The following is a 21,098-nucleotide window of genomic DNA, read 5'->3' as shown; positions in this document are numbered from 1 at the left end:
TTCACCTGTATTGACCGTACCCGAGTCAAAATCTATCGCTTACAGAGAATTTCAACAGAGCCGGCTGAACCCGAACGGAAAGGGACTACTCGAGGTCGCGCGGATCGACGTGGTCTACTTCGACGGCGTTCGGATAGAGCGTATCCGTCGAAACGATCGGTTCATCGAGCGTTCGCTCCGTTCCCAGGTGAACCGCATCGAAGACGTTGAGCGAATCGTACTGTCGGCGTAGCCGACCGGCAGCATCCATCATCTCGACGGAGAGTGGAACGAATTTGATTCCCTCGGCAGCGATCGTTCGATGAGCCTCCGAGAGTTCGTTTCGATCCCAACAGTCCTCCATCACGTACTGGACTTCGATCGCGGTCGCAACCGACGTTTTCGGCGTGTCGATCGCTTCGAGATCGACTTCGCTCGAGGGCCAATCGTCGGCTTTCAGGCAACGCTGAAACGAGAAGGCGATCCGGCTCGGACCACAGTAGTTCAGTAGTTCGAGCCACGAGTGGACCCGTATGTCAGCGATTCCCGTCACCGTCCTCTCGGGCAGCCTCGGCGCCGGCAAGACGACGCTGCTCAACCACCTGCTTCGCAACGCCGGCGACCGCGAGCTCGCGGTCCTGGTCAACGACATGGGCGAGGTCAACGTCGACGCCGAACTCGTCGCCGAGGGATCGGATCTCGACGCCGGCGGCGTCGCCGAGCTCTCGAACGGCTGTATCTGCTGTGAGCTCCAGGACGACCTCGAGACGGCGGTCGTGCGTCTGGCTCGCGAGCGCTCGTTCGACCACCTGATCGTCGAGTCCTCGGGGATCTCAGAGCCCGAGCCCGTCGCACGGCTCTTTACGACGAGTTCGCGGGTCGCCGCCCGCTACGAGGTCGACGCGCTCGTAACGGTCCTCGACACACGGCTCTTCCTCGACGCCTTCGCGGGCGAGGACGTCCCCGAGCGGCGCACCGACCCCGACGAGGACGACCGTCCACTCTCGGACCTGTTGATCGAACAGCTCGAGGTCGCGAACCTCGTCCTGCTCAACAAGGCCGATCTCTGCGAACCCGCCGAGCTCGAGGAGGCCGAAGCGCTGGTCCGGGCGCTCCGGCCCGACGCCGAGCTCCGAAGAACGGAGTTCAGCGCGATCGATCCCGACGATCTGCTCGGCGTCGACCTGTTCGATCCGGGCCAGCTGGGCGAGGGCGCGGGGTGGCAGCGCGCGCTCGAGGACGACGAGGGCGAGGGGAAGGATAAGAGCGGGAGATCCGAAACCGGCGAGCGCGGGCACGATCACGACGAGGACCACCACGACCACCGCCACCCCGACGAGGTCTACGGCGTCGACTCGCTGACCTTCCGGGAGCGGCGTCCAGTCCACCCCGAGCGCTTCGCCGCGTTCCTCCGGGAGCTGCCCGACGACGTCGTCCGATCGAAGGGCGTCGTGTGGATCGCCGGCCGCGACGCGAGGGTCGATCTCTCCCAGGCCGGTCCGTCGGTTCGGGCGACGAGCGACGGCCCCTGGATCGCCGCGCTCCCGGAGGTGCAACGCGACCTCTACCGGTCGAACCGTCCCGACCTCGAGTGGCACGACGAGCACGGCGACCGCCGAACCGAACTCGTGTTCATCGGGACCGACCTCGAGGACGAACCGCTGCGCTCGCAGCTCCGGGAGTGTCTGGTCACCGACGAAGAGTGGGAGCGGGCGGAAGCGCTCGAGAACCCCTTCCCGGAGGAGGACGACGAACCGGTCGTCGTTCGTGAACCGTAGAACACGTCAGCCATCGCCTCGCGCCCTCTAAAACGCGTCAGCCATCGCCTCGCGGGTTCTAGAACGCGTCGGCCATCGCCTCGAGCGCTCGCTCGAGTTCGCCCTTGCGCTTCCAGGCGGCGATCCGGTCGCCAAACGGCAGCGGGGCCGAAAGCGAGACCGACGATCGAAACCGGATCTCGGTGCCGTCCTCGCGCTCGTCGAACTCGAGCCACGTCTCCATGTGGTCGAACGGGCCCTGTTCGCCCTCCTGGGTGTAGTAGAGCGCGTCCTCGCGGTACTCGAACCGGAGCGGAAGCCGCATACCGGGCCCGCTGGCGACGACGATGGTCGCGTCGCCTTCGTCGTGAACGTGGTCGACGGTGAAACTCCCCTCGGCTTCGACGATCGCCGGCGGATCGAACCGCGAAGAGAGTTCGACCGCCGTCGCGTCGACCCGCCGAGAGACCGTGACTTCCCGCATACCCTGTCGTTCGTCGGAGCCGGCATAAGTGTCGGCCTCGACGGCCGACGGAAACGGCTAAGTGAGCCACGTTCGCGTACTTCGGTATGGCCGACCCCGACGCCGACCGGGACGGGTTCCGCGAGGGGCTCGAGTCCTCCAAGGGCGATCCGCGCGTGCTGCTGGTTCTCAACGCGGTGCTGTCGCTGCTGTTCGGCTGGATGATCGTCGCGGGCGCGGCGGTCGTCGGGCTGGTCGAGGTCAGCCTCACGACCGTCGTCGCGGTCGCCGCCGGGCTGTTCGTGCTCACGCTCGTGATGACGCGGCCCTGAGCGACCCGCTGTCCGTCGTCAGGACCCGCGAAACCGACGCACCCACAGCGCCTGCAGCGGAACGATAAGGATCGGCGTCAGAAACGCCGCCGTGAGGCTGACGAGCGAGACGCCGATCGAGGCGAGAAAGACGGCCGGTCCGATCAACCCCCTGATTGCGACGGCACGACCGACCCGCGGCGTGATTCCGTCGGTCGTGAACCCGCGGCGGTAGGCGTACCACCAGAGCGCCGTTAGCGAGAGGCCGACGAGCGCGAGGTTGCACGCGTACAGCGTCCACGCGAACCGTGTCCCGTAGATTCCGAGCAGTTCGGTCGGAAACGGGATAAACGAGACGAACAGCAGGAAGAGGAGGTTGCCGTACAGCAGCCCGCGGTCGTGGCGCTCGATCCGCTCGAAGAGGTTGTGGTGGACGATCCAGTACAGTCCGACGACCCCGAACGACAGCAGGTAGCTGAACAGCAGCGTCTCCTGGTCGGCGAGCGCCGCGGGAAGCTCCGTGGCCGCGCTGTCGGCGGGGACGTCGGGGATCTGAAACTGAAGCACCAGCAGCGTCAGCACGATCGCGAACAGCCCGTCGCTCAGTCCGTCGATTCGGTCGGTGTCCTCGCCCTCGAGGAGGCGAACGGTCGGCATACTCCCGGAGACACCGTGGACGAGCATAACCGATCGTCCCGGACTCGGTGACTGCAACGTGGCCCTCCCTTTAGGACTCTCAAAGTGGTACGCACGTCATGTCACGACGGTACTCCCGAGCGAACCTGACCGACGCCGTCCTCCGCGACTGCAGACGACTGCTCCTCTCGGCGCGAGGGCGCTTTTTCACGCGACCGAAACCGCTCGAGCCGGCGCTGCTCGTCTCGCTGTCGTCGTCCGACGTCGAACGGCTGCTCGGCGAGTGCCACTTCGCGCCGAACTGGGACATGTCCTTCGCGTACTTCGGCGAGGTGTGTAACCTCCGTCGTGTGGAGTACGTCGCCGACCACTCGAGCGGCTACGAGTGGTGGCAGGTCCACGTCCGGGGGTATCACCACCCGGAGGGGCTCGAGTTAACGGCGCACTTCGAGACCGATCCGAGCGAGTCCCCGGACGCACACGTCGATCGGGTCGGGATCGATATCGACCGCGGACTCGATGAGCTCGAATCCGTCCTCGAGGCGAACGCTGTAGCCTACCGGTCGCTCGAGTCTGACGAGGTCGCCGCCCTCGGGTAGTTCGACGTCCCGACTCGAGCCGACAGGTACTCACGAACCCGGCGACACTGTAGGAACAACGAATGCGGAACGCCCTCCCCGACTACCGGCCCACGAAGCCCGAGCTCGCCGTCTTCGTCTCGGGGATCACCAGCATGGGCCTCGAGATCCTCGCGGTGCGGATCGTCGCGCCGCAGTTCGGCAGCCACATCTACACCGTCGGCGGGATCCTGACGGTGTTGCTCGCCGCGCTGAGTCTGGGGTACTGGCAGGGCGGCAAGCGGGCGGCGACGGCGACCACCCGGGAGATGTCCTGGCTCATGCTCGCGACGGCGGTGTACGTCGCGGTGGTGATCTACGCCAACGACCTGCTGCTCACGTACACGGCGACGCTGGCGATCCCCCCCAGATACGCCTCGCTGCCGGCCGTCATCATCCTCTTCGGCCCGCCGACGTACCTGCTCGGGTTCATCAGCCCCTACGCCGCCGAACTCTCACGAAAACGCGGGATCGGGGAGGCCTCCGGCCACGTCTACGCGCTCGGCACGATCGGGAGCATCCTCGGCGCCGGCGCGACGACGTTCGTCCTCATCCCGTACCTCAGTATCGCCCAGATCGGCCTGCTGTTCGGCCTGACGCTGGTCGCGACCGCCCTCGCGCTTACGCTGCCGTCGCCCCCGCGAAATCCGACGGTCGCGAGCGTCGTCGTCGTCCTGTTGCTCGTTACCGCCGCGGGCGGCGGCCCCGTCGACTTCGACCACCGCGGCGACGTCGTCCACGAGAGCCAGACGCCCCACCAGCACCTCGAGGTCGTCGACGATAACGACGACGTCCGGACGATGTACTTGGACGGCGCCCATCACAGCGCGATGGACCTCGAGGAGCCCGATCGTCACGTCTTCGCCTACACGAGGTACTTCCACCTGCCGATGCTCATGATCGACGACCACGAGGCCGTCGACGACGTCCTCTTCATCGGCGGGGGCGGGTACACCGGTCCCCAGGACTTCGAGGCCCGGTACGACGTCGACGTCGACGTCGTCGAGATCGACCCCGAGGTGACCGAGGCCGCCGAGGACTACTTCGGCCTCGAGCACGGCGAGACGATGACCAGCTACGCCGAGGACGGCCGGCAGTTCCTCCAGAGCAACGACGAGGAGTACGACGTGATCGTGCTCGACGCCTACAAACAGGACCAGGTGCCGTTTCACATGACGACCGAGGAGTTCATGGAGCTCGCGGCCGACCGGCTGAGCGACGACGGCGTCCTGCTGGCGAACGTCGTTTCGGCACCCAGCGGCTCGGCCTCGGAGTTCTACCGCGCGGAGCACGCGACGATGGAGGAGGCGTTCCCGGAGGTGTACAGCTTCCGGACCTCCGACGAGGATTCGGTCCAGAACATCCAGCTCGTCGCGACCAACGACGACGAGGAACTCTCGCAGGACGACCTCGAGGCGCGAAACGACGAGCGCGACCTGGGCGTCGACCTGAGCGGCGAGGTCGACCACTACATGGCCGACCCCGAGACCGACGACGTTCCCGTCCTTCGCGACGACCGGGCGCCCGTCGACAGCCTGCTCGACCCGATGCTGGGCCAGCGCTACGTCATCGAGGAGACCGAGGAGTCGGAGCCGACGACGGCGAATCCGACGGTCGCTGCGGAGGCGGGCTAAGCGAGCGGTCTCGAGAGGTCGAGGTCGAGGGAACGACGCGGAGTACGGTCTCACTGACACGCGGAGTTCGGACCTACCGACAACGCGGTCGTCTCAGCGTTCGGCGAGGACCGCGTCCGCGGCGTCGAGGTACGACTCGAGGTGGCTCTCGTCGTGGGAGAACGAGAGGTGGTGCCGTTTGTACGGGTTCGGAGTGAAGAACTGCCCGCGCTCGCGCATCCCCGCCGCGAACGCGCGGAAGCGCTCCTCGTCGAGCCCGAGGACGTCCTCGTAGGTTCGCGGTTCGCCGTCCACGCCGAACTGCACGCTGAAGATGCTCCGGTGGCCGACGACCCGTCCGTCGATGGCGTGGTCCTCGAGCAGATCAGTCAGGCCGTCGCGGTAGCGATCGCCGAGATCCGTGAGATACCCCTGGACGTCCTCGTCGACGATCGTATCGATCGTCTCGCGGGCGGCGGCGAGCCCCGGCAGGCTGCCCGAGTACGTCCCGCTGATGACGACGCCGGACTCGTTGTCGCCGCCCGCCTGCGCGAGCAGGTCCGCCCGGCCGCCGACGGCCGCCACGGGGTAGCCGTTGCCGAGCGCCTTCGCGACGCAGGTGAGGTCCGGGATTACGCCGAACTCGTCCTGTACGCCGCGGGGCGAGTGGCGGAAGCCGCTGATGACCTCGTCGAAAACGAGCGGGACGTCGTGGCTCTCGGTCACCTCGCGCAGTCGCTCCAGAAAGTCCGGTTCCGGGAGCAGACAGCCGACGGAGTGGGGGATCGGCTCGAGGATGACGGCCGCGAGTTCGTCGCCGTGTTCCCGGAAGACGTCCTCGAGCGCGTCGGGGTCGTTGAACGGCGCGACCAGCGTGTTCTCGACGGCCGCCGAAAGCATCCCGTCGGATTCGGGGTAGCGCTCGCCGACGCGGTCGGCGGGCGGGTAGACGCTGACGTCGACGTAGTCGTGCCAGCCGTGATAACAGCCCTCGAACTTCAGCACCTTCTCGTTCCCGGTGGCGGCGCGTGCGAGCCGAATCGCGTGGTAGGTCGCCTCGCTGCCGCTGTTGCAGAAGTTCACCATCTCGACGCTCGGAACGAGATCGACGAGGCGCTCGGCGACCTCGATCTCGAGGGGCGTCGTGCCCGCGCCGTACAGCACGCCGTCATCGATGGCCGCTCGAGCCGCCTCGTCGACGTCGTCGTGTGCGTGCCCGAGAACGATCGGTCCGAATCCGAGGTGGTAGTCGGTGTACCGCTCGTCCGAGACGGTCGTCAGCGTGGCCTCCGACGCCGAGTCGAAGGCGACGTCGCCGGTCTCGTACGCTTGCGCCCGCAGTCCCGTCTGTGCGCCGCCGGGGATAAGTTCGCGTGCGCGGTCGACGAGTTCGTGTTCGTCCATCGATGGGTCGTCTGAATCCTCCATCGCCAAGTCGTCTTTCGGAAGCGTATTTACCGTTATTCGTCGCGTCGAATCGCCCGTGACGGTCCGTCGTCGGCGACAGTCGCGCGACGAGGCGCGACCGCGGCGTTTTGTGACGAACTCGAACAGAAGTATTAGCAAGTTGTCGTCCTCCGTTCGGACCGTTCTCGGGACGTCGTCATAGAACGGTGCAAATACTACCGAATGATATCTAGACACCATCATATTTGTAACCAAATTACGTTCCCTTTCCCGACTTGTGTGCACAGTACCGGCTAGCTACAGGAATATGTTTCCGCTATGCTGGTCTTCAATCCTTATTAGGTGATCTTTACCACGGTAGCGTGAAACACATGCACAGCCGCCGACGATTTATGGTGCACGCCGCCGCGACGGGTGGGGTAGCCGCTCTCGCGGGGTGTAGCGAGGACGATGCAGGAGCGGAGAACGGTAACGATGGTAACGAATCGAACGGGGACGAGAACGGTGGGAACGACTCTGACGAGGAAACCGACGGCGAGAACGGTAACGGCGACGAGGAAGAGAACCTCGTGATCGTCGCTCCGGACGACGACTGGCGGTTCGATCCCGAGGAAATCACGGTTTCGGTCGGGGAGACGGTGACCTGGTACTTCGATGCACCGGGTCACAACGTCTCCTCGTATCCTGAGGCGTCGGATCAGAACGAGAACCCTGACGATGCGGAACCGTTCGCCTCCTACGAGGGAGACAACCACTCCGAACTGATCGACGAGGGAGAAGAGTACGAACACACGTTCGAGACGCCGGGCGAGTACACGTACGTCTGTACGCCACACGACGGCAGCATGATCGGCACGGTGATCGTTGAGGAATAACATGTCAGTAGAAGAAACACCGAACGAGACGATCGAGGAATCGAACCGAGAGCGAAAGACGTCGACGGAGACGAAGCGGTTCCTGAAGCGACGGCGCTTCATGGCGACGGCAGGGGTCGCCGCGGGCGTCGCCCTCGCGGGCTGTAGCAGCGACGACGGCGAGGCCGACGCGGACGGCAACGGCGACGACGATGACGACGGTAACGGTGACGACGACAACAACGGTAACGGCAACGATGAGGAGCTCGAGCGCGGGACCCGGGAGTACCTCGAGGACGCCTATCCGGGACTCACAGTCCACTCCGCGGATCCGGAGAACGGCGAGGCCGCCGAACGCGAGACGTACATCAACTACATCACGCCGGCCGAGGAGCACTTCATCAGGAACCGCTACCTCTCGCCGGACATCGACGAGGACGACCACGAGGTCGAACTCAGACTCGGTGACGAGACCGTCGAGCTCTCGATGGAGGATATCAAACACAGCTATTCCACCGAGTCCGTCGCCCACACGATGCAGTGTACGGGTAACGGTCGATCGTACTTCGAGCCGGAAGTCGGCGGCAACCCCTGGGAGTTCGGCGCGGTCGGGAACGCCATCTGGACCGGGACGCCGGTCAGCGAGATCCTAGAGGAGTACGGCGCCGACACCAGCGACGGAATGTGGCTGATGGCCGCCGGTGACGACGTCCCCAGCGAGGACGATCAGGTGTTCGCCCGGTCGATCCCGATGCAGAAGGTGATGGAGGACTGTATTCTCGCCTACCAGATGAACGGCCACGATCTGACGATCGAACACGGCCACCCGGTCCGACTTCTCGTCCCCGGCTGGTACGGCTGTAACAACATCAAGTGGCTCTCCGAGCTGGAGGTCATGGACATGATGATGTACGGCGACGAGTGGGAACGGTACTACAACTGGCAACAGAACTCCTACCGACTGGAGACCGCCGGGCAGTCGCCCGAACACCACGAGGAGATCGAGGAGTTCGACACGTGGGAGCAGATGGATCTCGCTGCAGAGGGAGAGCACCCGCTGGCGTACGCATACGATCAAGTGACGAAATCCGTCATCGGGTATCCAGGCGAGGACTCGACGGTGTCACCGAGAGCTGCGGACGGACGAGTCGAGATCGTCGGCGTCGCGTGGGCCGGCGACGATTCGATCGAGCAGGTCGAGATCTCGACTGACGGCGGCGAAAGCTGGGAGAACGCAGAGCTGTTTACGCCTGAAATGGAGGGCATCGACACCACAGGATCCTGGCAGCAGTTCCGTTACCTCTGGAACCCCGAAGAAGAGGGCGAGTACGTAATCTGCTCGCGAGCGACGGACGAGCAGGGCCGCAGCCAGCCGCGAGAGGTCGCCCACCAGGACGATGAGCTCGAGACGATCGAAGAGGACGCCTTCCCGTGGAACGCCGACGGGCACGCCAACAACGCCTACTGGCCACACCGCGTCGAGATCGACGTCGACCTGTAGCTACTCCTGCCGTCGACCCGATTTCTTCTCCCAGTTTCGCGAGTGACCCTCGCCCGGTTCACCGTGGACGTCGAGCAGTTCGACCTCGATCTCGAGGCCCTTGCCGGCCAACTCGTGGTTGAAGTCGACGACGACGGTTTCGTCGGTCACGTCGGTGATCCACCCCGATCGACCGTCCTCGGTCGTTACGAGCGTCTCCGGCTCGAGCGTCGCGTCCGTAACCTCTTCGACAGTTTCTCGCGGGAGTTCGTCGACGGCCGCCGGATCCCGCTCGCCGAACCCCTCCGCAGGCTCAGCCCGGACCACCGTCGACTCGCCCGGCTCGTCGAGATCGCGAACGGCGTCCTCGAGGGCAGGAACGACGTTGCCTTCCCCGACACGGAACTCGAACGGCTTGTAGTCGCGGTGGTCGTGGTAGATCCCCTCCCGTCGGGCGACGTCGATATCGGTCGTGTCGACGATCTCCCCGGTCGCATCTCCCGTCGCGAGCCGAGCGGTGTAGTGGACGATCGCAATCTGGCCGTCTGCAACCATAGCGGCGGTATTCTCGTGGAAGCCGTAAATACGTACTGTCGAACGAGAACAGCGGTCGGACAAGGAAGTTCGACGGCCGATCGAGACGACTCGCGGGTCGAGCAAATCGCTTTGAGCAGCGGGCGCTAGCAGAACTCGCACCTCGTCCAGAACAGTCTCCTATCCAGAAAGGTCTTGTACTAAAGACAGTAAGATAGTAGAGAATGAAACGCCGACAGGTGATCGCCGGAGCGGGGACGGTCGGACTCGCGAGTCTCGCGGGCTGTCTCGGGACGGTCGGGCTGGACAGACACGAGGCCACGCCAGCCGGGGTCGATCCGGAGATCCGCGAGGAGACGGGCTACGAACGGACCGACGTCGACGAACTTCGCCTCGAGGAGACGGTCAGCGTCTCGGTCGTCTCCCAGGAACTGGTGTTGATCAACGCCCTCACCGAGTACGAGAAGACCATCGATATGGGGTTGCTGGGCGAACACCAGGGCGCCGAGTTCGTCGTCCTCTCGAGCCCGCAGGTCGGGATCGCCGGCCGACAGCTCAATCCGATCGGAGGGCGCTCGACGAGCGAACTCGTCGACCTGGTCGTAAACACCTACGACGGGCTCGGAAGCGTCGACCACGACGCCGACGAGGAGCTGACCGTGCTCGAGCAGTCGACGACGCTGTCGACGTTCACCGGCGAGGCCGAGTTCGACGGGCGAACGGTCGACGTCGACGTCCTCGTCACCGAGACCGTCGACGCCGGCGACGACCTGGTCGCGACGCTCGGCGTCTATCCGACCTACCTCGACGACGAGGGCGAGCACGTTCGCTCGCTCATGGGCGGCGTGATCGAGGAGCTGCCCGACTGACTCGGCACTTTCAGAGCCCGGCACCCGACGGGGCGTCGGGCAGATCGTACTTTTCGCTGTCGATCCCCAGCTCCTCGAGGGCGGCCTCGAGGTGGCGCTCCTCGGCGAAGTCGGCCCCGTCCTCGACGCGGAGGCGCTGGGCGGTCGCCAGCACCTCGCCGCGGCGGTCGTCAGGGACGTCGAACTTGTCGGTCGCGAGCTCGATCGTCAGCCCGTTGTGGTCGCGGGTGTACAGCGAGTGGAAGATGCCCCGATCGAACTCGTTGTAGCCCCGTCCCGCCTCCTCGAGGGCCTCCTTGGTCTCGACGAACCGCTCGGGCTCGACGGAAAAGGAGATGTGGTGGACCGAGCCGACCTGGTGGCGAAGCGGCTGCTCGTTCGACTGGCGATCGTCGCTCACGAAGAAGGTGAGGATCCGCCCGTCGCCCGTATCGAAGAAGAGGTGCGTCGAATCCGGATCGTCGAGGTTGGGCTGTCTGAGCACCAGCGGCATCCCCAGCAGGTCGCGATAGAACTCGATCGTGTCCGCTTCGTTGCTGCCGATGAGGGTGATGTGGTCGGTGCCGGCGAGGCGAATCGGGCTGTCGGGTCGGTCGGCCGTGATCTCGGGATCGTCCGTCATCATCCACCGATAGGGGCCCCGGGAACGTAAACGGTCCCCAGGATCGGGGTGAACGAAGCGGACGTGCGATCTCGGACCGGTCTCGAGGACGCTCTCGGACCGAACCGCGGGCGGACCGACGCCGGAGCCCGAACGACTATGCGCGGGGTCGGGCACGTATACGCTATGCAAACGGCAGTGATCGTCGACGCGGTCCGGACCCCCTTCGGCAAGCGAAACGGGTCGTTCGAGGACACTCACCCCCAGGATCTCGCGGCCGCACCCCTCGAGGCCCTCGAGGTACGCAACGGGTTCGACCCGGAGACGATCGAGGACGTGATCTACGGCTGCGTGACGCCGGTCGACGAACAGGGACTCAACATCGGTCGCATCGCGCCGATGGTCGCGGGTTGGGGCGACGGCGTTCCGGGGGTCCAGCTCAATCGGATGTGCGGCTCGGGCCAGCAGGCGGTCAACTTCGCCGCGACGAACGTGATGGCGGGCCAGCACGACGTGCTGGTCGCCGGCGGCGTCGAGCACATGACCCGCGTGCCGCTGGGTTCGGACGGCGTCGACGGCGTCGACGGAGAGAGCGCCGTCACCGACACCTACTTCGAACACTTCGAGGAGCTGACCCACCAGGGCGAGGGCGCCGAGCGGATCGCCGAGAACTACGGCTTTACGCGGGAGGAGCTCGACGAACTCGCCGTCGACTCCCAGCGGCGCTGGGGCGAAGCCCAGGCGGACGGACGGTACGACGACCAGATCGTCCCCGTCGAGACGAAACTGGACGGGGAGGAAAGCGAGTCGCAGCGCGACTCGAACAGTCGAGCGGGGAGCGAAGCGACCCGCGAGACGGTCGTCGTCGAATCGGACGAACACCCTCGTCCCGAAACCGACCTCGAGACGCTTTCCGGACTCCCGCTTTCGTTCCGCGAGGAGGGCAACGGCGTCCACCACCCCGGTAACGCCTCGGGGATCGTCGACGGCGCGTCGGCACTGCTGATCACGAGCGAGGAAGCCGCCGCGGCTCACGGCTGGGAACCGATGGCCCGCATCGTCCAGACGGAGGTCGTCGGCGTCGACCCCGTGACGATGTTGACGGGACCGATCCCGGCGACCGAGCGCGTCCTCGAGCAGTCGGCCTACGAGCTCTCGGACGTCGACCTGTTCGAGGTCAACGAGGCGTTCGCCTCGGTCGTCGCCGCCTGGCTCGAAGAGACGGGCGCCCCCTGGGAGCGAACCAACGTCAACGGCGGCGCGATCGCCCACGGCCACCCGCTGGGGGCGACGGGCGCCGCCCTGGTGACGAAGCTGGTCCACGAACTCGAGCGAACGGGCGGGGACGTCGGGCTCTCGACGATGTGTATCGGCTTCGGCCAGGGGATCGCGACGATCCTCGAGCGGGTGTAGGGACGGTGGTCGACGCCATCACCGAATCGACCGCAGTCCGGGAAGCGGTACTCCTGCTGGTCGTGCTTCCGCCGCTGATCGGAGCAGTGAGCTACGGTCTCGGCGACGGTGTCGGCTCCGGCGCGGCGTTTGGCTTCTGGACGGCCGTCGTCGTGAGCGCGCTGATCGTCCTGTGGGGCCCGATGGGAGCGTCCGACGCCGACCGATAGATCCGTCGAGCGAACGGTTCGCAACCGGAGTCGCGGACGTCCCCGGTTCCGTTCCGCGTCCGAGCGATGTCCACTGTAAAGTATTCTCGTCGCGACCCTTCGGGTATGCGACTCGACGGCGTTCGAATCCTGGATCTCTCGAGGCTGTTGCCCGGGCCGTACGCGACACAGCTGCTGGCGGACTCGGGAGCCGAAGTGGTGAAGGTCGAAGACACCAACGCGGGCGACTACGCCCGCGCGATGGAGCCGCTTACCGACCGCGGCACCGGCGCGATCTTCGAGATGGTGAACCGAGGGAAGCGAAGCGTCGCGATCGACCTCAAGAGCGAGGAGGGACGGACGGCGTTCTACCGGCTCGTCGAGGAGAGCGACGTCGTCCTCGAGAGTTTCCGTCCGGGCGCCGTCGACCGGCTGGGGGTCAACTACGAGACCCTCCGCGAGCACAACGAGGAGCTGATCTACTGCTCGCTCACGGGCTACGGCCAGGACGGTCCCTGGGCCGATCGCGCGGGCCACGACCTCAACTACGTCGCAGTCGCGGGGCTACTCGACATGACCCGTGAATCGCCCGATACCAAGCCGCAGACTCCTGGCTACCCTATCGGCGACATGGCCGGCGGCCTGTTCGCGGCCTTTGCGATCGTCGAGGCCGTCCTCGCACGGGAACTCGGCAACGCAAGCGGCGAGTACGTGGACGTCGCGCTGGCCGACGTCGTCGCCTCCTTCTCCCAGGCGGTCGCCTACCAGTCACTCACCGGCGACCCCGCCGATCCCAGACCGGGCGAGACGCCGCTGACCGGCGCGCTGCCGTGGTACGACAGCTACGAGACCGCCGACGGCAACTGGGTGACCCTGGCGGCCCTCGAGCCGAAGTTCTGGCGGACGTTCTGCGAGGCCGTCGACAGAGAGGACCTCGTTGCGGAACACGGTTCGGACGATCCCGACGTCCGGGCGGCCCTACGGGCCGAGCTCGAGGCCCTCTTCCGCGAGCGAACGCGCGACGAGTGGGAGGCGGCGCTCTCGGACGTCGACGCCGCCCTCACCGGGGTCTACGCGCCCGCGGAGGTAGACGAGCACCCGCAGTTCCGGGCCCGCGGGCTCGTCGAGCGTCCCGGAGACGCGCCGCCGAGGATCGGGTTTCCGGCCCGTCACCGCGAGACGCCGACGGAGACGAGCGAGGCTGTCCCTAAGCAGGGCGAACACACCCGTCGGTACCTCGCCGAGGCCGGCTACGACGAGGCGACGATCGGCCGGCTGCTCGAGTCGGGCGCGGTTCGCTGAGACGACGGCGACGCGGCCCTACTCGAAGAGGTCGCCGTGACGGCGGGCCAGATCCGTGTACGCCCCCGAGGAGAACTCCTCGAAGATCGCCTCGGGATCGATCCCGGTCTCCTCGAGGGGGGTGACCTCGGCCGGAACGCCGCGGACGAACGACTCCGGCGGGATCGCGTACTCGTCGGGAACCACCGTCCCCGCGGCGACGATGCTGCCGGAGCCGACCGTCGCGCCGGTGTTCAGCGTCGCGTTGAACCCGACCAGCGCACCGGTCTCGACCGTCGCCTCGTTGAGGACGGCGCCGTGTCCGACCATCACGCGGTCCTCGAGGGTCGCCGCGTGCAGCGTCGCGTTGTCGCCGACGTGAGTTCCTCGACCGATCCGGACGGGACCAACGTCGCCCCGCAGGACGACCCCGGGCCAGACGCTCGCTTCGGCTGCGACCTCGACGTCGCCGACGAGGACGGCGTCCCCGCTCACGCGGGCCGCGTCGTCGATCGACGGGCTGGCGCCCTCGAACTCGTAGGTTCGGCTGTCGACCATACCCGGTGGAACCACGACGGGGCGTATAACCGTTCGTCAGGCGATCCGTGACGGTCACGGGTCCCGACTGGTCCGAGGCGACCCGCGAAGACGCTACTCGAGCTCGGGGAGGACTTCCTCGCCGAAGTCCTCGACGAACCGTTCCTGCTCGCGGGTGACGTTGTGCAACAGGAGTTTGTCGACCGCGAGTTCGAGGTCCCGCTGCAGCCACTCGAGGTGGTCCTCGAGATCGGCCGAGACCCGGACGCTCTCGGCGACCTGCTCGCGGGTGACCTGCTCGCCCAGCGCGTCGAACTCCTCGGGGGTGCGCAGCTTCTGGGTGACCGAGCCGGGCGCGCAGTTGGTCCGCCACTGGTCGTAGGCGCCCTCCAGCGCCGCGTCGTCGTCCTCGTCGTAGGCGAGTTGAACCTTGAGGGCGATCGGTTTCTCCGGGGCGTTCTCTCGGAACGCTTCGACTCGGTCCTCGAGGCCCTCGTGATCGGGCGTGGCGATCGTGATCAGCCCCTCGACCCACTCGCGGGTGCCGAGCCAGCGGGCGGTCTCCGCCGAGAGCGCGGCGCCGAACAACGGCGGCGGCGATTCGGGTCGGGTATACAGCGTGGCCTTCTCGACGTCCACCCGGCCGTGGTGGGTTACCTCCTCGCCGTCCCACAGCCGGTGCATGATCTCGGCGCACTCCTCGAGGCGAGCGTTGCGCTCGTCCTTGAGCGGCCACTCCACGCCCGCGACCCCCTCGTTCATCAGCTGGCCGCTGCCGACGGCGAACCAGAACCGCTCGGGGTACATCTCCCGCAGCGTCGCCGCCGACTGGGCGATGATCGCCGGATGGTAGCGGTAGCCGGGCGCGTTGACGGTGCCGAACGACAGCGAGGTCCGCTCCATCGCCGATCCGAGCCACGACCAGACGAACCCCGACTCGCCCTGGCGCTCGCTCCAGGGGTGGAAGTGATCGGAGGCGAGCACCTCGTCGAAGCCGTACTCGTCGGCGAGTTCGGCACACTCGAGCAGGTCGCTCGGCGCGAACTGCTCGTGGGAGGCGTGGAAGCCGATCTCGGCCACGGTTCACACCTCCGGGTCCGTCCGGGATCGCCCCTCGAGCCGTCGGTTCGGCTCGAGCGCTCGAGGGCGACGACCCGCGACGAGCCAGGTGCCGTCGGCGAGCCGGCTGGTTCGAAGCTCGGTCCGCATGCGGTCGACGGGCGACTCGAGGTCGCCTCGCTCGGGCGTCTCGCTCATACTGGTGCCGTCACCGTCCGTCGCCTAAACCCCGCTCCCTGAATGTGCTTCCCGCGGGCCGGCAGTATTTCCGGATCCGTCCCCTCGAGACGGTATGCTCGTGCTCGGCGACGCTCACGCCTCCGATCCGGACCGACGGGAGACCCTGTTCACACACTACCGCAGACTCGAGCCGGACGCTGTCCTGCAGGTCGGCGACCTCGAGTGCTACGAGCTGCCGGCGCCGACGTGGTTCGTGGCCGGCAACAACGAGGAGTTCGACACGATCGAGGCGCTGCGAAACGGCGAGACCGCGGGGACCCGGAACGCCAACCTGCTGGCAAGCACGGCGGCGACGGTCGAGGACGTTCGCGTGGCGGGGCTGTCGGGCAACTACGCGCCGACGAAGTACGACCTGCCCCGATCCGAGCTGTCGGGCGGGCGACGACGACACTTCACTCACGAGGACATCGAGCGAGCCGCGTCACTTTCCGACGTCGACATCTTCCTCACCCACGAGGCGCCGACCGGGCTGCTGTCGTACGGCTACGATCCCGGCTGCGAGCACGTCGACGACCTGCTCGAGGCGCTCTCGCCGGAGCTCTGTCTCGTGGGTCACCACCACCGTCACCGCGAGGCCGAGATGGCAGGCACCCGCGTCGTGAGCCTCGCACCGGCCTGGGAGCGCTACTACGAACTCGACCCGGAGACGCTGGCGCTCGAGAGCCACGGGATCGGCTCGAGCGAGTGAGCGGTTACTGGCGGGGCGCGACGCGCTCGCGAACGAAGTTCCGAAGCCGCGCGGTGTAGGTCTCCGGTCGGTGCAGATTGCAGATGTGGCCGACCCCCGCAAGCACCTCGATCCGCGCGTCCTGAGCGGCGGCCGCGTGCTCGCGCTCGCCCCGGCGCATGACCTTGTCATGCTCGCCGTTGACGATCAGTGTCGGACCGGGGTACGTCGAGAGCTTCTTCCGGAAGTCCACGCCGCGGACGTCCGGCCCCGCGTCGCCGAACTCCTTGGGATAGAAGCCCGCGTCGATGATCGCCGCCTCGATATCCGGCGGCAGGTCGCGGTTGCGAACCCACCGCGTCGCCAGCCGTTCGACGGCGCGCTTGCCGATATCGGGACGGGTGAGCAGGCGCGCGAGGGTGCCGTTGGCTCGCGTCACCAGCCGCATCCCGCGGACCGGGTTCGCGCTGCTTCCCGTCAACACCAGCCCGTCGACCTGTTCCGGGTGCCGGGAGGCGTACTCGGTCGCTACGTACCCGCCCAGCGAGAGGCCGACCAGCACCGCGCTGCCGTCGGTCGCGGTCTCGATCGTCTCCTCGAGGCGGTCGATCGTCGGCTCCATCCGGAACGTCTCCTCGGCGAACGTCCCGTGTCCGGGGAGATCGAGCGCGACGACCCGGTACTCGTCGGCCAGCGCCCGCCGCTGGGGAAGCCACATCTCCTTGGTGAACATCGCGCCGTGAACGAACACGATCGCCTGTGCGTCCGCCGGTCCCTCGACGTCGACGCCCTCGGGGTCGTTGCGGTCGAATAGCACCATCGTCCGTCGGCGTACGACGACGGCGGGGTTAGTTCCCGACCCGGCAACGACAACTGAGCGCCGTCGTCAACCATCGAAATAAATTCTAACGTGCGATATCAAACACGATTGGTGGTAGCGATCGGTCTATCCTGTCACTCGAGGAAACGAGCCGGACGTCCGATCGCGCTCAGTGATTCTCGGTGTCGGCCTCGTCGCGACGGTCGTCGTTCGAACCGTTCGTTCGATCCCCCTCGTCGACCGACACCTCTACTTCGGGGCTGCGGCCCGGATCCGACGGATCGAGTTCGGCCTCCGGCTCTCGGTCCGTCAGGGTGCCGGGGTCCGCTTCGGCGCCGCGGTCGGTCGGCTCGGTCGCCTCGAGCGTGTCGGTCCCGTCTCCGGGCGACGCGCGGTCCCGGCTTTCGACGTCGAACTCGAGCGAGCGACCGGGCTCGAGAACGAGCCGATCTCCCCGCCGCTCGGCCACGGCGGCCGGCTCGAGCGGGCGCGTCTCGTCGGGGCCGGTCGCCATGGCGGGCGCTGCCGCCTCCGGACCGTCAGTCGCGGGCGGGGGACAGACCCGGAGGACGGCGCCGTCGACCGCGGCGACGACGCCGACCGTCTCGCCATCGGCGGTCTCGACTCGCGCACCGATGTCGTCGTCAGTGAACGTGTCGCACATAGAGCCGACCTCACGGCAGCCGGAAAAGAGCGTGGTGCCTGCAGGAGTCGGTCTCGAGGAAACTGAACGCGGTGGGCCTCCGCGGTCGGACCCGGGACGTCAGCAGTAGGGACTTACTCCGTCGCGGCGGAGACGTCGTCCGCCTCGGTCTCGGTCTCCGGCGTCGGTTCGCCCGTCGGGCGAACGAACTCCCGCTCGAGGAGGATCCGCGTGCTGCTGATCTCCCGGACGTCCTCGGCCTCGAGGACGAAGGCCTCGCCGACCTCCATCCGGTCGAGGCGGATCAGGATCTGGTCGAGCGCGTCGGGGCTCGGTTCGACGCGGGCCTGCTCGCCGCCGACCGACGCGACAGTGCCGATCACCTTGCCGTCGGCCCGCTCGACGAGCTTGCCGAGGTCCTCGCTCGTGAACGTTCCCTCCTCGACGTCGTCAGCGTCGTCGAGGGCGGCACCTGCACCGCCCGCAGCGGCCGCTTCGGACGAGGAAACGGCTGTCTCGGCTTCCGGCGAGGCGGCAGCAGCCTCGTCTTCCGAGGAGGCGTCGGTCGTCTCGTCCTCCGGGAGGACGTCGGCCGTCTCGACGGCCATGTCGGTTCCGAGCTGTTCGCTCCACTTCGAGGAGACGATCGGCGCGACGGCGAGAAACACCATCATGACCATGAACAGCGCCAGCATGGCGGTCGCGACGGCCGTGACGCCGTACGTGGCGTCGAACGCGACGATGTTCGAGGCGATACTCGCTGCGGTGCCACCGGTAGTGACGGGACTCATTGACGTTGGTCCTCACATCGCGATCCGTTCCTATGAGGATTTCTCTTCTCCGTCGTCCCGAGAGAGCCGGCCACGTCGCTCGAGAGCCCTCCTCGAGCGTTCTCGGGCCGGTTATTCGATCGGGAACCGAAGAATCGCGCCGATCCCGTCGAAGGCGTCGGCGAACCGATTGCCGTTCGGGAAGTCGTCGGGCACGACCAGCGCCTCGCCGCCTTGCTCCTCGGCGCGCTCGCCTAACTCCTGGATCGTCGTCCCCTCGAGAGTCGTCGAGAGCAACAGCGTGTCGACGGCCTCGTACTCGAGGGCGTCGTCGACGTCCGCGGTGCCGTACGCGACCTCGCCCGAGCCGACGTCGTCGAAAAAGTGATCGAGCGCCTCACCGACCGCGTCGCGGTCGCGCTCGTCGATCGCCTCCTGGCCCCTCTCGGCGAGCTGCTCGAGACCCTGCCTCGTGGCGTACTCGACGGTGAATTCGCCGGCGATCAGCTCCTCGAGGCGATCGTCGAGTTCGGCCTCCTCGCGAAAGCGTTCGGTCGTTCCGGTCGTCCCGCCCAGCAACAGGCCGTCGATCTCGTCGTCCTCGAGGAAGGTGACGGTCGCCCGCTCGGCGACGTCGTCGAAGAACTCGCGTTCCCGACGTTCGCGGTCGCGCTCGAAGCGCTCGGCCGACTGGCCGCCGGCGCCCGACTTGTCGGGGACGTCGCTGTCGAAGACGTCGATCTCCTCGACGCCCTCGCCGTCGAGTCGGCCCAGCGCCGCCCCGCCGCGCTCGACGACGAGCAGCCCGTACGTCGCCGAGGGTTCGGTGACGGACTCGAGCGGCGAGAGGTCGAACTCGGTGGCGTGTGCGTAGATCGAGTCCTCGATCTCGACGGGCGGGTCGTCGAACGTCGCCGTCAACAGGTTGCCGTCGGGCTCGCCGGCGTAGACGAGAAGACCGTTGTCGGGAATCTCGTCGTACTCGTCGAGCCGATCCCTGACCGCCTCGAGGGCGTCGACGAGCGGCTGCGGGGACGACCGTTCGTCGAGCTGGGTCGCCTCGGCGTAGTCGGTCTCGACGGGCTGGCGGGCCTCGCCGATGGAGTCGCCGGGCGGAACCGCGAGCGAGACCAGGATATCCCGGTCGGCGGAGACGTTCGAGAGGCGATCGAGTCGTTCGTGGAGGTCGTAGTTCGAGAGTGACATAGGCTCGACGATCGGTTCGAGACGACGCGAGACGCGGCCTCGAACCCGAACTACCCGCCTCTACGAGGAGCGAGCGATTAGGAAACCGGCCAGCGCTCTCAAGCACGCCGGCTCAGTCGGAGCGGGAGAGCCGGGAGTCGTTCGGCACCGACGCCCGATCGGACGAGTCGGCGGCGTTCGACCGCGACCGCTCGAGCGGGAGCCGAGCGAACAGCCGCGAGCGGATATCGACCGACTCGCTGCCCAGCACCGCAAAGCCCGCGAAGATCGTCAGGAACCCGACGACCGCGAGCGGGGCAATCTGCTCGCCGAGGATCGCCCACCCGCCCAGCGTCGAGACGACAGGGACGACGTAGAACACCAGGTTGGCCTCGATCGCACCCGTCTCGTCGAGCAGCGCGAAGTACGCGAGGTAGGCGAGGACGCCGGCAAAGACGCTGACGTACGCGAGCGCGGCGATCGCACCGGCGCTCCAGGTGATCGACGCCGCCGACTCGCCGGCGGCGAGCGACAGCGCGTGGGAGAGCGCCGCGGCGAGGGGCAGCCCCCAGGCGATCCGGACCGAACTCGAGAGGGTCGCGTCGACCCGTCGGATGAGCACGGCGCCGAGGGCGGCGCTGGCCGCCCCGGCGAACAGGATCGCGCGCCCGAGCGCGTCGCCGCCGACCAGCATCGCGGGATCGGGGCTGACGACGAGCGCGACGCCGACGAGGCCGAGCCCCATCCCGACCGCGCCGCGAGCGGAGAGGCGCTCGCTCGAGAGGAGCGCGGCCGCGAACACGGGCGTCAGGATCGGGTTGAGGCTGAAGACGATCGCACCGACGGCGCTGGTGGCGTACTGCTGGCCGACGAACAAAAGCGAGTTCGCCAGCCCGATGACCAGCCCACCGGTCGCGAGGATCCCGATGACGTCGCCCGCGGTCGTCGGGGTAAGGTCCTCCCGCGAGAACCGGACGACTGCGTACGCGACCATGATGAGGGCCGCGATGTCGAAGCGCAGCGCCACGAACAGCAGCGGCGGGAAGTACTCGAGGCCGGCCTTCGCGGCGACGAACGTGCCCCCGAAGAAGAGGCTCGCGAGCGCGAACAGGACGATCGTTCGCCTGTCGATCACCGACTGAACACCTCCGCGAGATCGACCGTAGATAGTGTG

General features: G+C 67.1%; 25 protein-coding genes. 11 read left to right on the top strand and 14 right to left on the bottom strand.

Going from position 1 to position 21,098, the window contains the following annotated elements:
* Positions 1-85: 85 nt before the first annotated feature.
* A complete protein-coding gene (locus tag ACFEMD_RS02750; protein ID WP_394739358.1) occupies positions 86-532 on the bottom strand; it encodes a PIN domain-containing protein in 447 nt (148 codons plus the stop codon).
* Here ACFEMD_RS02750 and ACFEMD_RS02745 point away from each other — a divergent pair.
* Complete coding sequence (locus ACFEMD_RS02745; protein ID WP_394739357.1) at positions 513-1,757, top strand: CobW family GTP-binding protein; 1,245 nt, start codon at positions 513-515, stop codon at positions 1,755-1,757. The genes ACFEMD_RS02750 and ACFEMD_RS02745 overlap by 20 nt on opposite strands.
* Before the next feature lie 58 nt (positions 1,758-1,815).
* Here the strand turns inward: ACFEMD_RS02745 and ACFEMD_RS02740 are convergent, their stop codons facing one another.
* Positions 1,816-2,220 (bottom strand): SRPBCC family protein, encoded by a 405-nt coding sequence (locus ACFEMD_RS02740; RefSeq protein WP_394739356.1) that lies wholly within the window; start codon positions 2,218-2,220, stop codon positions 1,816-1,818.
* Positions 2,221-2,306: 86 nt separating this feature from the next.
* Here ACFEMD_RS02740 and ACFEMD_RS02735 point away from each other — a divergent pair, with 86 nt between their 5' ends.
* Positions 2,307-2,531, top strand: coding sequence for a hypothetical protein (locus tag ACFEMD_RS02735; RefSeq protein ID WP_005556527.1), 225 nt, complete (start codon positions 2,307-2,309; stop codon positions 2,529-2,531).
* A gap of 18 nt (positions 2,532-2,549) precedes the next feature.
* Here the strand turns inward: ACFEMD_RS02735 and ACFEMD_RS02730 are convergent, their stop codons facing one another.
* Positions 2,550-3,167 carry a TMEM175 family protein gene (locus ACFEMD_RS02730; protein WP_394739354.1) on the bottom strand — a complete coding sequence of 206 codons (618 nt, stop codon included), beginning with the start codon at positions 3,165-3,167 and terminating at the stop codon, positions 2,550-2,552.
* A 98-nt stretch (positions 3,168-3,265) separates the two neighbouring features.
* Here ACFEMD_RS02730 and ACFEMD_RS02725 point away from each other — a divergent pair, with 98 nt between their 5' ends.
* Positions 3,266-3,745 carry a hypothetical protein gene (locus ACFEMD_RS02725; RefSeq protein ID WP_394739353.1) on the top strand — a complete coding sequence of 160 codons (480 nt, stop codon included), beginning with the start codon at positions 3,266-3,268 and terminating at the stop codon, positions 3,743-3,745.
* 62 nt (positions 3,746-3,807) lie between these two features.
* Entirely contained in the window at positions 3,808-5,397 is a 1,590-nt protein-coding gene (locus ACFEMD_RS02720; RefSeq protein WP_394739352.1) for a spermidine synthase, read from the top strand.
* A 93-nt stretch (positions 5,398-5,490) separates the two neighbouring features.
* Here ACFEMD_RS02720 and ACFEMD_RS02715 read toward each other — a convergent pair whose 3' ends face one another.
* Positions 5,491-6,804, bottom strand: coding sequence for an aspartate aminotransferase family protein (locus tag ACFEMD_RS02715; protein ID WP_394739351.1), 1,314 nt, complete (start codon positions 6,802-6,804; stop codon positions 5,491-5,493).
* A gap of 371 nt (positions 6,805-7,175) precedes the next feature.
* Between ACFEMD_RS02715 and ACFEMD_RS02710 the strand changes: the two genes are divergently transcribed.
* Complete coding sequence (locus tag ACFEMD_RS02710) at positions 7,176-7,658, top strand: cupredoxin domain-containing protein (RefSeq protein ID WP_394739350.1); 483 nt, start codon at positions 7,176-7,178, stop codon at positions 7,656-7,658.
* A 1-nt stretch (position 7,659) separates the two neighbouring features.
* Positions 7,660-9,138, top strand: coding sequence for a sulfite oxidase (locus ACFEMD_RS02705; RefSeq protein WP_394739348.1), 1,479 nt, complete (start codon positions 7,660-7,662; stop codon positions 9,136-9,138).
* Here the strand turns inward: ACFEMD_RS02705 and ACFEMD_RS02700 are convergent, their stop codons facing one another.
* Positions 9,139-9,672 (bottom strand): FKBP-type peptidyl-prolyl cis-trans isomerase, encoded by a 534-nt coding sequence (locus tag ACFEMD_RS02700; RefSeq protein ID WP_394739347.1) that lies wholly within the window; start codon positions 9,670-9,672, stop codon positions 9,139-9,141. It abuts the gene before it with no gap.
* A gap of 203 nt (positions 9,673-9,875) precedes the next feature.
* Between ACFEMD_RS02700 and ACFEMD_RS02695 the strand changes: the two genes are divergently transcribed.
* Positions 9,876-10,520: a DUF6517 family protein gene (locus tag ACFEMD_RS02695; protein ID WP_394739346.1), complete on the top strand. Its 645-nt coding sequence runs from the start codon at positions 9,876-9,878 to the stop codon at positions 10,518-10,520.
* 10 nt (positions 10,521-10,530) lie between these two features.
* On the opposite strand, the gene ACFEMD_RS02690 is transcribed toward ACFEMD_RS02695, so the two are convergent.
* On the bottom strand, positions 10,531-11,142 hold the full coding sequence (locus tag ACFEMD_RS02690) for a VOC family protein (protein ID WP_394739345.1): 612 nt from the start codon (positions 11,140-11,142) through the stop codon (positions 10,531-10,533).
* Positions 11,143-11,307: 165 nt separating this feature from the next.
* Between ACFEMD_RS02690 and ACFEMD_RS02685 the strand changes: the two genes are divergently transcribed.
* The 3 genes from ACFEMD_RS02685 to ACFEMD_RS02675 all read left to right on the top strand — a co-directional run bounded on the left by ACFEMD_RS02685 (position 11,308) and on the right by ACFEMD_RS02675 (position 14,024).
* A complete protein-coding gene (locus ACFEMD_RS02685) occupies positions 11,308-12,534 on the top strand; it encodes a thiolase family protein (RefSeq protein WP_394739344.1) in 1,227 nt (408 codons plus the stop codon).
* Positions 12,535-12,539: 5 nt separating this feature from the next.
* Positions 12,540-12,743: a hypothetical protein gene (locus ACFEMD_RS02680; RefSeq protein WP_394739342.1), complete on the top strand. Its 204-nt coding sequence runs from the start codon at positions 12,540-12,542 to the stop codon at positions 12,741-12,743.
* Between the two features lie 105 nt (positions 12,744-12,848).
* Positions 12,849-14,024, top strand: coding sequence for a CaiB/BaiF CoA transferase family protein (locus ACFEMD_RS02675; RefSeq protein WP_394739341.1), 1,176 nt, complete (start codon positions 12,849-12,851; stop codon positions 14,022-14,024).
* An 18-nt stretch (positions 14,025-14,042) separates the two neighbouring features.
* Here the strand turns inward: ACFEMD_RS02675 and ACFEMD_RS02670 are convergent, their stop codons facing one another.
* The 3 genes from ACFEMD_RS02670 to ACFEMD_RS02660 all read right to left on the bottom strand — a co-directional run bounded on the left by ACFEMD_RS02670 (position 14,043) and on the right by ACFEMD_RS02660 (position 15,797).
* A complete protein-coding gene (locus tag ACFEMD_RS02670) occupies positions 14,043-14,561 on the bottom strand; it encodes a gamma carbonic anhydrase family protein (RefSeq protein ID WP_394739340.1) in 519 nt (172 codons plus the stop codon).
* 93 nt (positions 14,562-14,654) lie between these two features.
* Entirely contained in the window at positions 14,655-15,620 is a 966-nt protein-coding gene (locus ACFEMD_RS02665) for a TIGR03885 family FMN-dependent LLM class oxidoreductase (RefSeq protein WP_394739339.1), read from the bottom strand.
* A gap of 3 nt (positions 15,621-15,623) precedes the next feature.
* Positions 15,624-15,797: a hypothetical protein gene (locus ACFEMD_RS02660; protein WP_394739338.1), complete on the bottom strand. Its 174-nt coding sequence runs from the start codon at positions 15,795-15,797 to the stop codon at positions 15,624-15,626.
* A 94-nt stretch (positions 15,798-15,891) separates the two neighbouring features.
* Between ACFEMD_RS02660 and ACFEMD_RS02655 the strand changes: the two genes are divergently transcribed.
* Entirely contained in the window at positions 15,892-16,527 is a 636-nt protein-coding gene (locus tag ACFEMD_RS02655; RefSeq protein ID WP_394739337.1) for a metallophosphoesterase family protein, read from the top strand.
* 4 nt (positions 16,528-16,531) lie between these two features.
* Here ACFEMD_RS02655 and ACFEMD_RS02650 read toward each other — a convergent pair whose 3' ends face one another.
* From ACFEMD_RS02650 to ACFEMD_RS02630, 5 genes are all read right to left on the bottom strand, one after another.
* Positions 16,532-17,326, bottom strand: coding sequence for an alpha/beta fold hydrolase (locus ACFEMD_RS02650; RefSeq protein ID WP_394739336.1), 795 nt, complete (start codon positions 17,324-17,326; stop codon positions 16,532-16,534).
* Between the two features lie 169 nt (positions 17,327-17,495).
* Positions 17,496-17,990, bottom strand: coding sequence for a hypothetical protein (locus tag ACFEMD_RS02645; protein WP_394739335.1), 495 nt, complete (start codon positions 17,988-17,990; stop codon positions 17,496-17,498).
* A gap of 113 nt (positions 17,991-18,103) precedes the next feature.
* On the bottom strand, positions 18,104-18,760 hold the full coding sequence (locus ACFEMD_RS02640) for a hypothetical protein (RefSeq protein ID WP_394739334.1): 657 nt from the start codon (positions 18,758-18,760) through the stop codon (positions 18,104-18,106).
* 111 nt (positions 18,761-18,871) lie between these two features.
* The gene (locus tag ACFEMD_RS02635) at positions 18,872-19,945 is read right to left on the bottom strand and encodes a Vms1/Ankzf1 family peptidyl-tRNA hydrolase (protein WP_394739333.1); all 1,074 of its coding nucleotides are present in this window, start codon (positions 19,943-19,945) and stop codon (positions 18,872-18,874) included.
* 112 nt (positions 19,946-20,057) lie between these two features.
* Positions 20,058-21,059 (bottom strand): DMT family transporter, encoded by a 1,002-nt coding sequence (locus ACFEMD_RS02630; RefSeq protein WP_394739332.1) that lies wholly within the window; start codon positions 21,057-21,059, stop codon positions 20,058-20,060.
* Between the last annotated feature and the right edge of the window lie 39 nt (positions 21,060-21,098).

The organism is Natronococcus roseus (assembly GCF_043677095.1).
In the GTDB taxonomy this organism is placed as follows: Archaea; Halobacteriota; Halobacteria; order Halobacteriales; family Natrialbaceae; genus Natronococcus; species Natronococcus roseus.
This window is presented reverse-complemented; position numbering and strand designations above follow the sequence as displayed.